Genomic DNA, 14,194 nt, shown 5'->3' on the forward strand with positions numbered 1-14,194 from the left:
CAAACAGGCTGCTCCTCCATCTAGAAGGACCAGCCTGTGAATTTCCTCATTCATTACAACCGCTTTTCAAGAGAATCATTTTGCTCCCTCTTTCTTATCATCCTGATTCCAATCATTACAAGAATGATCAAATAAAGAAATACAGGGTAAAAAAGTTCAGAATCAGTTCGTTCACTTTCTTTTTCACTGCTGGCAGCTAAAACTTCTTGCTCGCTTTGTTCAGCACTCCGGACGCTATGAAGTTTCGTTGAAGCGATCTTTTGGTTATCCTCATTGTAAATCGTCAGCATACCCTTTTCATCTACAACCTCATTTACTGCTTCGTTGATAGGCTTTGTGTAGTGAAAATCCGCTTTTAGTTCATAGAAGCTGTGATCTGTCTGAAATCCACTATCCTTGGCTATATAACTGTGTGTGAATTGATTCAATCCATAGTCGAGTAAAGAAATGGTATCGGCATAAATCGCTCGTTTGCTTTGAGCGTTTAAGGTTACGGCGACAACTGATAATCCCTCATTTTCAGCCGAAGTAACAAGCGTATGATTGGCTTCTGATATAAAACCGTTCTTTCCGCCCGTGACTTCTGGATACGGCAGTTCACCCTTCACTAATTTATGATGGTTGTAAAGAGTCGTATCCCAGCCTTCAGAGCTCCAGTCAAACGAATCGATTCCAAATAGCATTTGAAAATCATTGTTTTTCAAAGCATAGCTTGTGATTTTGGCCATATCATAAGCTGTCGTATAATGATTTTCTCCGTAAAGACCATGCGGGTTTTCAAAGTGGGTGTTCTTTACACCCACTTCATCTTCAAGAAATCCATTCAGCTTTTTCATGAAAGAATGAACTGATCCTTCCGTGTGCTCTGCAATTGCCACCGCTGCATCATTACCCGAATTCACCATCATACCACGCATCAACTGCTCTAAAGAAATTTTTTCCCCTGGAAGCAAATATACTGTCGATCCTTCGATATTTGCTGCGTTATCACTTACAGTAGCGATATCTTCCAAATTGCCATGCTCAAGAGCATAAATGGCTGTAGCAATTTTCGTAATGCTCGCCGGGTTCATTTTCTTATGGGCGTTCTTCGAATAAAGAACACTCCCTGTTCCGGAATCTATTATGACAGCCGACTTACTGAAAAGAGTATCCGGCTTTTTTATCACCTGTTCATTTGCTGATGCCATGGATGAAGTTAATCCAAACAGAAGCATCATGAGTATGATCGTTTTTTTCATCTGTCCACACACCTGTCTCGTCATTCTACTAAATCATTCTATCAAAAAAGATTATTCTTTAATCATGAATTGGTTAAATGTTATAAAATTGAAAGAATGCAGTTAATTCCTTACAGAAACAGGACGGTTTTAGCTCCTGGAAAAGTATAATCAAACCCTATATTCTGTTACAATAAGAATAACTATCTTGAAACTTTTTCACGTTTTTGAACGTATTAAAGGAAAGCATTCTTTTAAGGGGTAGATGAGATGAATACGTTTATGCATTTTATGATAAGAAGTGTGCTAGCCGTTTCAATCGGTACTGCCAGCTTCATTGTTTATTTACTGTCATTAGATTTTGGATTTCCCCTAACCTTGTTATTCAGTACTGCCACTGGGATAGTATCCTTTCTTTCAATAAAAGGAATACAGAGAAACCTGTGGCTGAATAAAAAAGGCCTTACTAGAAAGGAATATCGGTATATCAGCAAGAATTTGAAAGAAGCGAAAGAAAAAATCAAAAGGCTGCAGAAACAACAATTAAAAGTCCGATCATTAGGTGCGTTTAAACAGATCCTTGAAATAAACCGCTTATCAAGAAGGATCTTTCAATTAGTAAATAAAGAGCCTAAACGGTATTACTCAGCTGAATCTTTCTTCTACTATCATCTGGATTCTGTAGTTGAACTTACGGAGAAATATACCTTCTTGGCATCGCAGCCAGGCAAAAGCCAAGAAACGTTCTTATCCCTCCAGCAGACCCGGTCCACTCTGGATGAATTAATCGATTCATTAGAAAAGGATCTGCAAGTGGTATTAACTGATGATATGGAGAACTTGAAAATAGAATTGAACTTCGCAAACCAGCACCTTTCACATAAAAAAGACTTAAAATAGATGATGGAGGTTTTATCATGGAACAACGTCAGGAGATTAATGAGTTAGATCAACTGCTATCCAACCCTTTTTCCAATGAGATGGAGGGTAATGGAAATTCCCCTTCCGTTTTATTGGATCGGCTGCCAAAAGAACAGCAGGCAAAAGCGAAACAGCTGGCAGAGCAAATTGATTATAAAGACTATGAAGCTATCCTAAAATACGGGACTGCTGCACAAAACCAGTTATCGAGCTTCTCCCACTCAATGCTTGAGCATGTCCAGAAAAGAGATATCGGCCCGATCGGGGACGTTTTAAGCGACCTAATGAAAAAGCTGGAACAAATGAATCCTGAAGAATTGAATTCAAAGCAGCAGGGCATTTTCAAAAAACTGTTCAGAAAAGTATCTTCTTCCTTACAGGAGGTCCTGTCCAAATATCAAAAGATAGGTTCTCAGATCGATCGTATTTCCGTAAGGCTGGAACATTCCCAGAAAACATTGTTGGATGACAATAGACTATTAGAAACACTGTATGAAAAAAATAAGGACTACTTCCAAGCTCTGAATATTTACATTGTTGCAGCCGAACTGAAACGGGATGAAATTCAGCACACTCTCCTTCCATCTATAAGAAGAAAAGCAGAAGAATCAGGTGACGAACTTCTTTTTCAAGAGGTCAATGATACAATGCAGTTCCTGGACCGGCTCGAAAAGCGGATTCACGATCTTAAATTGAGCAGACAAATGACCATACAATCTGCTCCGCAAATTCGCTTGATTCAAAATACCAACCAGGCGCTGGCGGAAAAAATACAAGCATCCATCCTTACTGCAATACCGCTGTGGAAAAACCAGATTGCAATAGCCCTTACCCTTCTAAATCAGCAAAAAGCAGTTACAGCACAAAAACAGGTTTCCCGCACCACGAATGAACTTCTCTTGAAAAACTCAGAAATGCTAAAAACAAACAGCATTGAGACTGCCAAAGAAAACGAGCGGGGGATCATTGACGTTGAAACCCTCAAGAAAACACAAGAAAATTTGATTGCTACCATCGAAGAAACCTTGACCATCCAAGCCGAGGGGCGTCAAAAACGTCAGCAGGCCGAACAAGAAATGACAGTCATGGAACAGGAATTAAAACAAAAATTGATCGAAATGAAAAAATAATTGGCTGGGATGAAAGTGTTTTTCAAAAGTAAAACCCGGACTGATTTGCGTTCTAGCTGGCAAATCAGTCCGGGTTTTTAGTTTAAATTGCAATTTAGGTGTTATTCTTTCATAGCAGTGATTAAATACTTCAGCCTCTTATTTTTCCTCATTATTCACTATCGCATCAGTGATTGCATCATACTGCTTTTCTGCAAGGGTACTTGAAATGATTTCTTCCTTTTCGAGTTTCATAATGGCGTCGTACTCAGCGTATAAAGCATGTTTCTTTAACGTTGTAAGCTGATTATTCTTTAACTCAGGATATTTTTCATAAAGCTCATTCAATTGTGCCTTTATCATATCAATTCGTTTCTTATACATATCCATTATCTCTTCAGACACAGTATCGGTAATGTATAGCTTCTGCTTGACTCGATGGATTTCAGAAATTGCGGTTTCATAGCGGTGTACCTGAGAAAGCAGTTCCTGAAATTCCTGATGCTCCCCTTCTTTGGCCTTTACCCCAAATAAAGAAATTAACGGTTTAATCGTTAACCCTTGAACTACCAAGCTGAAGAGTACAACACTGAATCCCAGAATCAATATATCCTCTCTCGCTGGAAAATCCCTCGGAAGGCTTAACACCAGAGCCACAGAAAGTGAACCCTTTAAACCTCCCCAATTCAAAATATGCTTCCATTTATGAGGAAAATTACTGATCAAAGACAGACTCGTGTAAACTGCAATACTTCTGGCGATCAGTACGATAGGAATGGCAGCAAAGATCAACGGCCATTTTTCCATCAAATCGATCCTTGTTATTTCAAGCCCGACCATTAAGAACACAAGTGAATTAGCAAGTAAAGCTGCTACGTCCCAAAAGCTGTTGATGTTCAGCTTTGTCGTAGGACTCATACCGATCTTCCCGCCAAAATTCCCGAATATGAGAGCTGCAATAACTACTGCGATAACCCCGGATGCATGGACACTTTCAGCAAGCAGGAACGATCCATAGAATAATATTATACTAAAAATGATTTCCAACGGATAATCATCAAAGTACTTTGTGAGAAGGGAAAAGACATATCCAAGTGAGCCTCCTATAATGACCCCTAATGATACAACACGTATGAACTCCCACAGCCCGCTCCCCAGGCCAGCCCATCCAGCGTCTATGTATGATAATAAATAGAATGCAGAAATATTGAATAATACAACCGCCAAACCATCGTTGAATAAACTCTCCCCTTCGATCACGACAGCAAGTCTCTTCTTTACTCCTACGCTTTTGAAAATGGATAGGACACTCACAGGGTCTGTTGCACTCATTAACGCCCCAAACACAAATGCTGCAGGAATTGGAAAGTCAAAGAAATAAAAAGCAGAGAACCCAATGATTATAAAGGATAGGAACGTTCCCCCGAAAGCCAGGGCCAATACAGGTTCTTTGTTTGAATTTAACTGGGAAAAAGGGAGTTTTAAAGCTGCCTCTCCCAACAGTGCAGGCAGGAACAGAGTAATGATGACGAAATTGAAGACCTCTCCCTCGGTAATAAACTCCTTAAGAGGTTCTAGAATGGGAATGTTAAATAACCCAATCAATGCTCCTACTATGACTAGTGCAATCGGATAAGGCTGCTTTAATTTTTTCGCAATTGCAGTGATCCCCGCTGCAATCATCACTAATATAAGTCCGAGCTCAAAAATATGATGGAAATCTATTTCTTCCACAATACAACCTCCCTTATCGAACAACCTTCAGCTTATGATTACATTAATAACCCATCTCATGTCCCCTAAACCTTAAACTTACCAACTAATACAATATTATGAAAAGAATCATTTTCCATACAAAAAATGAGGCTGGGACAAACCTATAAAACAACTATCTAAAGACGAACATTCTAGAGTAGTCTCTAAACACCGCTAATGATTTCCGTGCAAGACTTCGCTTTCCGCGGGTAGCCCGTGAGCCTCCTCGGTCGTACCTCCCTGCGGGGTCTCACATTGGCCACTTCTCCCGCAGGAGTCTTCGTCTTGCACTCCAATCAACCGCTGGAAAGAGCAAATATCTAAATGTACATTTAAACTAAAAACCCGAACTAATTTGCCAGTTAGATGGCGAATTAGTTCGGGTTTTACTTGAGCTAAACACTTTTGTCCAGTCCCCTCAGTCTATTCATTTTAAATGCTTTTATAGAGAAGTTTACGAAGCAATGGAAATAATACTTCAGGAAGTTCTTCTATATCAGAAACTAAGATGCTGTAATTCCCATATATATTTTGAATCGTATTTCGTTGACCTTCATCAATTTGTCCATTGGAAAGGAACACATTGATCACTTCAATTCCTTGTTTTCTTGCATCAAGTACAGCTTCATGAGTATCGACGATTCCGTTTTGATCATAATCCATCGCTGCTGGTTCACCGTCTGAAAAAACAAGCAGAAACTTTTGCTTTTCATTTCTTCTTAAAATTCTCTGAGTCATTAATCGTATGGCAAATCCATCTCTGTTATCTTCTTCAGGTTCTAATTGTAGAATCTCTGCTCCTGAAGTTGGCTTCAAAGAGACGGAAAAATCTAACACTGGCTTTAGATAATTGGGCTGGCTGGTCTTGCTTGCCTGATTGGTATCTTCCCAGAATCCCACAACCTCGTGAGGTACCCGAACGGATTTTAATGACTCATGAAACAAGGTAATCCCAAGTTTTGTTTGATCCATTTTATCAAACATAGAACCTGAACAATCAACCAAGAGTGAAAAAACAGCATCAATTTCAGAAGATGGATTTTGTTTTTTATAAAAAAGTCTCGGATTATCATCTGTGATAAAACGAAGCAGCTTGTTGTTTAAGCGTCCAAAATGCAGGTCTGAACGTGGCTGAATTCTTTTATGCTCCAGAGTTTTCTCAATCATTTTTTGAAGTTTCTTTTGAAAAGGGGCGATTTCCGCTTTATAAGTGTAATAGAGCTGCTGATCTTCAGAACTCGGATTGGAAGGTGAAAGAAAATAAGGAACTGCATATCGATTATCTTTTCCGTATTTACTTTCCCCGCCTCCTTTTAGTTCTTCATGTTCTTTCTCAGCTGCTTTCACATTCTCATAATGTTCCTTGTCAGTTTCCTGAGCGGATCCTTGGACCATTGCGAGGGCCTGATCTCCATCGTCCCCTTCCCGGACGCCTTCCCCCATTAAATCAGATTGCGACCCCTGATCCAGGTCGAATTGTAAAAATGATTCTCCTTTATCCTCTGTTTCTCTATGCCATGTACGGAATTCTTCCTCCATCACTTCTTCATCGCCGGTGCTTTCTTCCTCCAGGACGTCCTGATTAGCCAGGGGATCCTTTCTTTTTAGGTCTTCAAAGGTTTCTCCAGCAAGCTCAGTCTGTTCGTATGCGTCTTCCGGTAAATGAAAGTACTCATTGAGCATATCTTTATTTACAATCTCATCGACAACATCAATGATTTCCAAGCAAATTTTCACTACCTCTGCAGTTGATATCGTATCATAGAAGCGGGTAATCTGAGTTTGTAAGAAGGGCATGGCTAAGTCGAGCTCTTCGTTGATGGAAGGAGGCTCTTCCAGTGGCGACTGGGCATTCAACATAATAAATAAAGCGTTGAACAATGAATCGGTGAACACGCTTTTCGTTAAATTCACTTTCAATTGAGCCTTAAAATACTGACGGTACAACTCTCTTCTTGTCGCAAATGCCTGCTTCGTCCCTGGTCTCTTTACCTTGCATATCTCCTCAAGCCGCAAGTCTTCGCCCATCATAAATAACTGTTTAGAAAATCTGGGGATGGACGTCTTTTTGACTTTCTTAATATAGTCTTTTACTTCTTCCTTATTCGTTTCTGAAAGGTTTCCGACCGTTCGGAGGTAAATATCGCTTTTTAATCCATTTACCTCATCCGTTCTATTCCTGTGATCCCAAAAATGGCTGACATACACCGTTTGTTCTTTATAATCTATATAAGAATAAGGACCATATTTCAATTCCATCTCACCATTCCTGGCGAGTGTTTTTGCTAAATCCGCCATCTCCATAAATAAAAATGAATCAATGGTTTCATCGTTAAATTGTATAAACCTTTCCATAATCAATCCCTCATTCAAATAAGGTTTCTGCAATATTTTTTATGGCCGCTTTCTCCCGCTCATCTTCCAGCTTATCAATGATTCCTCGCTGTATGGCCCGCTTGGCCGGTAAGTATACGGCAAGGTCGCAGGCATCCAAGAGTGCCCGGATCGAAGCAGCTTCCTCTGAAACCTGACCGTTTTTCACCTGGACCAATAAATCTGAAGACAGATCCACAAACTTTTTAATTAGTTTCTCATCGTTCAACTGGCTCTGGCTTTTAATGACAGAGTTCAAAACTTCTCCTTCGATATATGGGACATCCACAACCACGAATCTGTTTTTCAGCGCTTCATTTAAAGGCACAGTCCCTACGTACCCTTCATTGATGGCCGCGATCACACCAAATGTCGGGGAAGCTTTGATCACTTCACCTGTAAAGGGGTTTGTTATGCTTCTCCGGTAATCGAGTACACCGTTTAGAATCGGCAATGTTTCAGGCTTGGCCATGTTGATTTCATCGATATATAAAAGGTGTCCTTTTTTCATCGCCTGGATAACAGGACCTTCAATGAATTCAATCGAGTTTTTGCCGTCTTTATCAGTAATCGTCTTATATCCCAGCAAAGCTTCTGCATCAAGGTCGACAGAACAGTTAATACTGTGCATCGGCTGCGTGAAGATGGAAGACAAGGTTTCGGATAATTTCGTTTTACCTGAACCGGTCGGCCCTTTCAGAAGTAGGTTTTTCCCCATTGATAAGGATATGATACTATCTTCAATTATGTTTTGATCACTCGAGGAGTATCCTCCCTCCCCCACTAAATAACCATAATGTGATTTACTGAAAAGATCTTTTCTTTGGTTAATGATATGGGTAACCGTTTCCGGTAAAGCAGTTTCGTAATTCATCCATGACATCCTTTCCAATTCGTCTACTAGAAACATCATACATGTAAGAGCGCTTTCACTGCAAAAAAAGAGCTTTTGATTGGGCACTTATACACCGCTATTGATTTCCGTGCAAGACTTCGCTTTCCGCGGGCGGTCGGTGAGCCTCCTCGTCGCTCTGCTCCTGCGGGGTCTCACCTGTCTCGCTTTTCCCGCAGGAGTCTTCGTCTTGCACTCCAATCAACCGCTGGAACCGGTTATTAAGAAAATATCCTTTAAACAGACATCCAAAATAAATGACATTCAACAAAAGAATACACAATGATTACAGTTTTTTAACCAAGAGTCTTTCATTAAAAAAACATCCTTAACGGATGTTTTACAAGCTTCATACAGTTAGATCGTAGCGGGTGAAGTTTCTATTTACGTGCATTCCTGCTTTCTGATATACGACCGGTGCGTCGGTAAGGGAATCACTATCTACTGAAAGAGCGGCAGATGTCATTCCTTTTTGTTTCAGGATAGAGAATGCATGGTGCAGCATTAAACCGCCAAAACCTTTTTTCCTCCAATTTCTCTGCACACCTAAATGAGTGATTTCACCGATTTTCGTCTCTTCACTGATACTGCACAAAATAAAGCCAATTACATCATTTTCTTTCCTTAGCAAGAACCACAGTTCAGGGTCGAACGACTCCTTCTCGAACTTCTTTTTAAACTCTTCAAGACTTGAAGGATGGTAATCAAAATGATCGGAGAAGACTTCTTCAAATAATTCATACAATACTTCAGTGTCTCGCATATTGAAGGACGATAGAGTGACCTGAGAACCTTTCTGGGGAATATCTGCCCTATAATTGTTCAGGTCTAATTTCATTTGAAACCAATGACGGACGGGATTGAATCCATAGGCTGCAAGAGTATCTCTTTCAATATCAAGATTTGCGGATAAAACAATAATCTTTTCTTCCTTGTTATCCTTCTTCTTTCTCACAGCTGATTTAGCCAGCTCATCCAGCAATCTGTCCATATATAGATTCATAGTTTTATCAGGAGAAGTTAATAAAAGAGAAGGAAGACGATGATCTTTCACTGTCAGAATAGAGAAACCCTTCAATTCACCATTTTCCCAAAGTCCTTTACGGTCATGTTCTTCAATCGATATTATAATTTCACGAATTTCATTTTCGCTCGTTTGAGTTTCTCCATATACTTTTGTTTCATATTCTTTAAATAATTGAGAAATGAAAGACAAGTCTTCAAGTTTCGCTGTCCTGACAGTATATGAATGATGCTGCAATTGCATCTCCCCCTTTTTGCTCTAAAAAAGCTGATTTCAACTCAAAAGAAGAAACCAGCTGTCTGATACCATTATTTTATTTCTTCAAAGTATTCTTTATAAAAACCGCCCATTTTTCCGCTTTCATCAATAACAAAGTAATAGTCTTCAGATTCATTCTTCACTTCGTATTCTTTGCCGATTTCAAGCACGTTTTCCACTGTGTATTTTTTGGCATCGGTATGTACACATTTAACTAACTTTACTGCTTTGTTTTCTGTCCAAGTATGATGTATCATCTTAATCCTCCTAATACAATTGTATGTAATCAGTATATTCTTCCCAGGTCATTTGTTCAACTGTCAACTTCATTGATTTATTTTATAGGATGATTGCTTCTTGAGTAATATTTTCTTCTACAAACAACCCTGTCATTCTTTCAAATGATATGGTATATTATAGGAGAATATAATCCGAAGGGCGTTACTCAATGAAAAAAATCACCTTACAGATTCTTTTTATCTCACTAATTTTTCTAACGTATTATATGACTACTCACAGACCGTCAGAAGAACAGTTTTATACATGGCTTGAGGAAGAATACCAGATTGACTGCAAAGAGAAGGTCTCCTGCACAAAAAAAGCTGAAGAAAACTCTGTATATACCGTTATTGAGACAGGTTCAAATATTAAGAGTGAATATTTGTTATTTAATACTGTGGGAAAAATATACGAGAACCAAAACGGCGATCGTACTATCATTAAAGCAATTGGCGTATTCGGCAGTTATTTCACGATTATCAATGATGAAACTTAACCGCAAAGTTAAACCGATTTAACGATTCCCGTTAAATCGGTTATTTATTTTCGGTACCTTACCCTTTTCCTGATTAGTGAAGGATACTTCCTTTTCAAAAATTGAAAGAAGAAGTACATTAGTATTGCCGAAGCGATTAAACCAGCTGTCAAACCTGCTTTTAAACTGATTTCTTCCACCATTGATTGAAAACTCAATGGAAAGTATCTTCCTATTTGAAAGTAAACCATGGCCCAAATGCCCGCAGAAGGCGCGGCATACAACATAAATTTTAACAATGTAATGCCCTTTCCAGTGCCCGCAATATAAGGCATCACAAGACGGACCCCAGGTATAAAATAGCTGATTGAAATAGCGAATAATCCATATTTATCAATCCAAGTCTCACTTTTCCTGATGAGTCCTTGTGTCTTACTGCTTTTAAACAAACGAAGCAGCAGTCTCGTTCCAAATCGATTCCCGATCAGGAATCCGAAAATGCCATAGCTTAATAATCCGCTATACATGAATAGAAACGAGGTGTATGGATTGAAATGCCTCCATTCAGAAAGATATCCTGCGAATGCAGCTGCCAGCTCATTAGGGACAGGCAATCCTAAAAATACGATCCAGCTAAAAAGAAACATAGCAATATAGCCATATTGGTCTACCAGTTCAAGCAAGGTCTCCATGAAGCACCCCGTTTCCATAAAAAGACTCGTTCCAAACAATGCTCATATTAAGGTTCTTTACCCTGTAACAACTTGCGGGAAACTAGAATATTAGTCTGAAAAAGGAGATGATTGATACCAACATGCCTGTCATGTTGTTTTACCTAATTGTTTAATGAGTAACCATCTATATTATGAAGACTCCCGCTCTTTTAGTAGGCTTTTCACTTGTTCTTCGACCATCCCGAGATCGATAAGCTGCTGCTGTAATTTGGAATGATAAGCTGCGCTTACATGAGGCAGGCTTCCCCTTAAAATTTCCTGTGCATAATGCTCTGGGGGGAGTACTTCGTCGAACTTGGTTTTAACTATAAAAGTAAGCACATCTTGATAAACATCCCCTCCGATCGTAACATCAACAAAAGCTGCCCTGTACCAGCCAGGCGCCACTCCTTCTCTTGTAAACAGATATTCTACGGCTGCCTGGGGAACATCATAGACCACACCTTCCATATTACCGCCATCTTCTATGATATCCCCTCTTCCTCCGTCATCCACTTTAAACAGGTATCGCATAGAATATCCATTCAACGTTCCGGCACCCATACATGCTTTAAAGTGATGCTCTACTTTAGCCAATTTGAAACGTGCATCGTCCATACAGGAACCATAAGCAAAATATAATATCCGCTGAGGCTTTTCATGAATGAATCGATGCACTTTCCAATCCCCCGATGATATTTCAGACTGAAACATTTTTTCCTCAAGTCCATAGTAAACAAATGCTTCAATCGGACCCTGATCTGTATTAACTTTTTGAAATTGACGATTATAAAGATTTCCTTCCCTTCCTTCAATATAATCCTCGATTTCATCGAGTTTAACGAGAAGCTCCTCATTTATTTTATATACTTCGCCATATACTGTACCTTCACCTTCTTTAAGTGCTGGGTAACCCTTGTTTGTATCATAAAGTTTTCCTTCTATCCACGCTTGTTCATACTGCAGTTGAGCGTCCTTTAGAAGGGAGTGATTTTCTTCATGTCTCCTTAATGTGCCATAAACAAAAACGTTCACACTATCTCTCCTCTTCAGCGATTTTGATGATTAGGTCTATTTTATCAAAGTCATTTTGATTTTTCAGTTAAATACTATTAATGAGCATAAAAAATAGACAGTCCCTCTACCGCTGGACTGCCTCTGCACAAGAATGCGCTTACACAATGATTTAACTTCCAGGAACGATCGCTTTTTGCGCTTGTTCTTTCAGTCTGAATTTTTGTATTTTACCGGATGCTGTCATAGGATAAGAATCTGTGAATTCAATGTATCTCGGAATTTTATGACGTGATATTTTCCCTTTGCAATATTCTCTGATTTCATCCCCGGTCGCCGACTGGCCTTCTTTAAGAATAACCCAAGCCATCACTTCTTCACCGAATGTTTCATCAGGAATTCCAATCACCTGAACATCGAGTATTTTAGGGTGCGAATACAAAAACTCTTCTATTTCACGTGGGTAAATATTTTCACCGCCCCTAATAATCATGTCTTTTAACCTTCCTGTGATTCTGCAATATCCATGTTCATCCATTACAGCTAAGTCACCTGTGTGCAGCCACTTTTCATCATCTATTGCCGCTTGGGTGGCTTCTTCATTCTTATAATACCCCTTCATGACATGGTATCCCCGTGTGCAGAGTTCTCCCTGTGTCCCATTCGGCACTTCCTGGTCGGTCCCTGGCTCTACAATTTTCACTTCTACATGAGGAAGTGCCCTGCCGACAGTCTCCACCTTTAATTCAATTGGGTCATGGGTGCGTGTTTGCGTTATAACAGGCGAAGATTCCGTTTGTCCGTAGGCAATGGTTATTTCTTCAGCCCCCATTTTATTCATTACGTCTTTCATTACTTCTATCGGGCAGTTACTGCCTGCCATTATTCCAGTCCTAAGACTGCTCAGATCGTAGTCACCGAAACTTGGAAGATTTAATTCGCCAATGAACATGGTTGGCACACCATGCAATGCTGTACATTTTTCATCCTGTACAATTTTCAGGACTTGCTCGGGATTGAATTCTTGAACAGGAACCATTGCGGCACCAACAGTCACGCAGGCAAGAGTCCCCATCACACAACCGAAGCAATGAAAGAACGGAACCGGTATGCAAAGTCGATCTTCATTGGTCAGCCTCATACAACCCGCGACATTAAAAGCGTTATTAACAATATTTGAGTGAGTAAGCATCACTCCTTTTGGAAATCCGGTCGTTCCGGAGGTATATTGCATATTGATGACTTCATCCGATGACAGACTCCTCAGCCGTGCATCTAAACGTTCATCCTCCACTCCATCGCCAAATTCCATGATCTCTTCCCAGTTGAATGTCCCTGGATATTTTTTATCTCCCATTACAATGACATTTTTTAATTTCGGCAGCTTGGTACTATGTAACTTACCTGGTTTTGAATCCTTCAATTCCGGGCAGATTTCATAAAGCATATCAATATATGAGGCCCCGCGGAATTCTTCCATTAAGATGATGGTTGTACTATCTGATTGCCTTAATAAATATTCCAGTTCGGCTGTACGATAATTCGTATTAACCGTTACTAATACGGCTCCCATTTTCCCTGTTGAGAATTGACTTACTATCCATTCAGGGGTATTTGATGCCCAAATGGCGATATGTTCTCCTTTTTCAATACCGAGTTTCATGAAACCCTTGGCTGCTTGTCTGCATTTTTGATTCAACTCTTCATAAGACCATCTCAGACCCCTGTCAGCATAAACCACTGCCTCTTTGTTTGGTTGAAGACGAGCTTTCTCCTCCAGCAAATCCCCAATCGTAGTTTGTAAAATGTCGGCCAAACGAATATCCCCCTTTGTCATAATCTCGCATACTTCAAATTAAATGTTATTCTATGCGTGTATATTATCACAAAAATTGAAATTTTCAAACTAATATAAGTTAATTTTCTACCATATTTTCCTTTTTTGGTCTCTGTTAATATCATATTATTTTATTATACTGGTTCCAGCTGTTGATTGGAGTGCAAGACGAAGACTCCTGCGGGAGAAGTGACCAATTAGAAAAGCGGAAGGGCTTTGAAGAGAGGCTGGTGGCATAAGACGAATCGGCCTGGAAGGCGCTCTTTGCCTTCTTGGTCGGTTTGGCTTATGACATGTGCCTCTAAGCCCTGCAGCTAGACAAGT

The 14,194-nt window shown here is 39.8% G+C and carries 12 protein-coding genes and 1 pseudogene; 3 read left to right on the forward strand and 10 right to left on the reverse strand.

The genetic code is table 11. The features are described from left to right. Positions 1–53 precede the first annotated feature (53 nt). Positions 54–1,241 carry a D-alanyl-D-alanine carboxypeptidase family protein gene (locus tag AAEO50_RS06790; RefSeq protein ID WP_341981805.1) on the reverse strand — a complete coding sequence of 396 codons (1,188 nt, stop codon included), beginning with the start codon at positions 1,239–1,241 and terminating at the stop codon, positions 54–56. 249 nt (positions 1,242–1,490) lie between these two features. On the opposite strand from AAEO50_RS06790, the gene AAEO50_RS06795 reads away from it, so the two are divergent. Then, entirely contained in the window at positions 1,491–2,120 is a 630-nt protein-coding gene (locus AAEO50_RS06795) for a 5-bromo-4-chloroindolyl phosphate hydrolysis family protein (RefSeq protein WP_341981806.1), read from the forward strand. Positions 2,121–2,137: 17 nt separating this feature from the next. Beyond that, on the forward strand, positions 2,138–3,271 hold the full coding sequence (locus AAEO50_RS06800; protein WP_425383163.1) for a toxic anion resistance protein: 1,134 nt from the start codon (positions 2,138–2,140) through the stop codon (positions 3,269–3,271). A 138-nt stretch (positions 3,272–3,409) separates the two neighbouring features. On the opposite strand, the gene AAEO50_RS06805 is transcribed toward AAEO50_RS06800, so the two are convergent. The 6 genes and pseudogenes from AAEO50_RS06805 to AAEO50_RS06830 form a co-directional block, all read right to left on the reverse strand. After that, positions 3,410–4,984, reverse strand: a complete 1,575-nt coding sequence (locus tag AAEO50_RS06805; RefSeq protein WP_341981808.1) for a sodium:proton antiporter — start codon at positions 4,982–4,984, stop codon at positions 3,410–3,412. 453 nt (positions 4,985–5,437) lie between these two features. Further along, the gene (locus AAEO50_RS06810; RefSeq protein ID WP_341981810.1) at positions 5,438–7,360 is read right to left on the reverse strand and encodes a hypothetical protein; all 1,923 of its coding nucleotides are present in this window, start codon (positions 7,358–7,360) and stop codon (positions 5,438–5,440) included. Between the two features lie 10 nt (positions 7,361–7,370). Continuing rightward, positions 7,371–8,252, reverse strand: coding sequence for an ATP-binding protein (locus AAEO50_RS06815; RefSeq protein ID WP_425383164.1), 882 nt, complete (start codon positions 8,250–8,252; stop codon positions 7,371–7,373). Between the two features lie 35 nt (positions 8,253–8,287). Beyond that, a pseudogene (locus AAEO50_RS06820) lies at positions 8,288–8,475 on the reverse strand (hypothetical protein). A 144-nt stretch (positions 8,476–8,619) separates the two neighbouring features. Then, positions 8,620–9,531: a GNAT family N-acetyltransferase gene (locus AAEO50_RS06825; RefSeq protein WP_341981814.1), complete on the reverse strand. Its 912-nt coding sequence runs from the start codon at positions 9,529–9,531 to the stop codon at positions 8,620–8,622. Positions 9,532–9,602: 71 nt separating this feature from the next. Next, on the reverse strand, positions 9,603–9,809 hold the full coding sequence (locus tag AAEO50_RS06830; RefSeq protein WP_341981816.1) for a DUF6501 family protein: 207 nt from the start codon (positions 9,807–9,809) through the stop codon (positions 9,603–9,605). Between the two features lie 248 nt (positions 9,810–10,057). Between AAEO50_RS06830 and AAEO50_RS06835 the strand changes: the two genes are divergently transcribed. Then, positions 10,058–10,327, forward strand: a complete 270-nt coding sequence (locus AAEO50_RS06835; protein ID WP_341981818.1) for a hypothetical protein — start codon at positions 10,058–10,060, stop codon at positions 10,325–10,327. 44 nt (positions 10,328–10,371) lie between these two features. Here AAEO50_RS06835 and AAEO50_RS06840 read toward each other — a convergent pair whose 3' ends face one another. From AAEO50_RS06840 to AAEO50_RS06850, 3 genes are all read right to left on the reverse strand, one after another. After that, positions 10,372–10,998 (reverse strand): DedA family protein, encoded by a 627-nt coding sequence (locus AAEO50_RS06840; RefSeq protein WP_341981820.1) that lies wholly within the window; start codon positions 10,996–10,998, stop codon positions 10,372–10,374. 171 nt (positions 10,999–11,169) lie between these two features. After that, positions 11,170–12,054, reverse strand: a complete 885-nt coding sequence (locus AAEO50_RS06845; protein ID WP_341981822.1) for a gamma-glutamylcyclotransferase — start codon at positions 12,052–12,054, stop codon at positions 11,170–11,172. 151 nt (positions 12,055–12,205) lie between these two features. Continuing rightward, positions 12,206–13,840, reverse strand: a complete 1,635-nt coding sequence (locus AAEO50_RS06850) for an AMP-binding protein (RefSeq protein WP_341981841.1) — start codon at positions 13,838–13,840, stop codon at positions 12,206–12,208. Positions 13,841–14,194 lie beyond the last annotated feature (354 nt).

This window comes from Rossellomorea oryzaecorticis, from assembly GCF_038405515.1.
In the GTDB taxonomy this organism is placed as follows: Bacteria; Bacillota; Bacilli; order Bacillales; family Bacillaceae_B; genus Rossellomorea; species Rossellomorea oryzaecorticis_A.

Coding starts and splice junctions, on each gene's coding strand:
- AAEO50_RS06790 (WP_341981805.1), bottom strand. CDS start 1,241: ATGAAAAAAACGATCATACTCATGATGCTTCTGTTTGGATTAACTTCA.
- AAEO50_RS06795 (WP_341981806.1), top strand. CDS start 1,491: ATGAATACGTTTATGCATTTTATGATAAGAAGTGTGCTAGCCGTTTCA.
- AAEO50_RS06800 (WP_425383163.1), top strand. CDS start 2,138: ATGGAACAACGTCAGGAGATTAATGAGTTAGATCAACTGCTATCCAAC.
- AAEO50_RS06810 (WP_341981810.1), bottom strand. CDS start 7,360: ATGGAAAGGTTTATACAATTTAACGATGAAACCATTGATTCATTTTTA.
- AAEO50_RS06815 (WP_425383164.1), bottom strand. CDS start 8,252: ATGAATTACGAAACTGCTTTACCGGAAACGGTTACCCATATCATTAAC.
- AAEO50_RS06830 (WP_341981816.1), bottom strand. CDS start 9,809: ATGATACATCATACTTGGACAGAAAACAAAGCAGTAAAGTTAGTTAAA.
- AAEO50_RS06835 (WP_341981818.1), top strand. CDS start 10,058: ATGACTACTCACAGACCGTCAGAAGAACAGTTTTATACATGGCTTGAG.
- AAEO50_RS06840 (WP_341981820.1), bottom strand. CDS start 10,998: ATGGAGACCTTGCTTGAACTGGTAGACCAATATGGCTATATTGCTATG.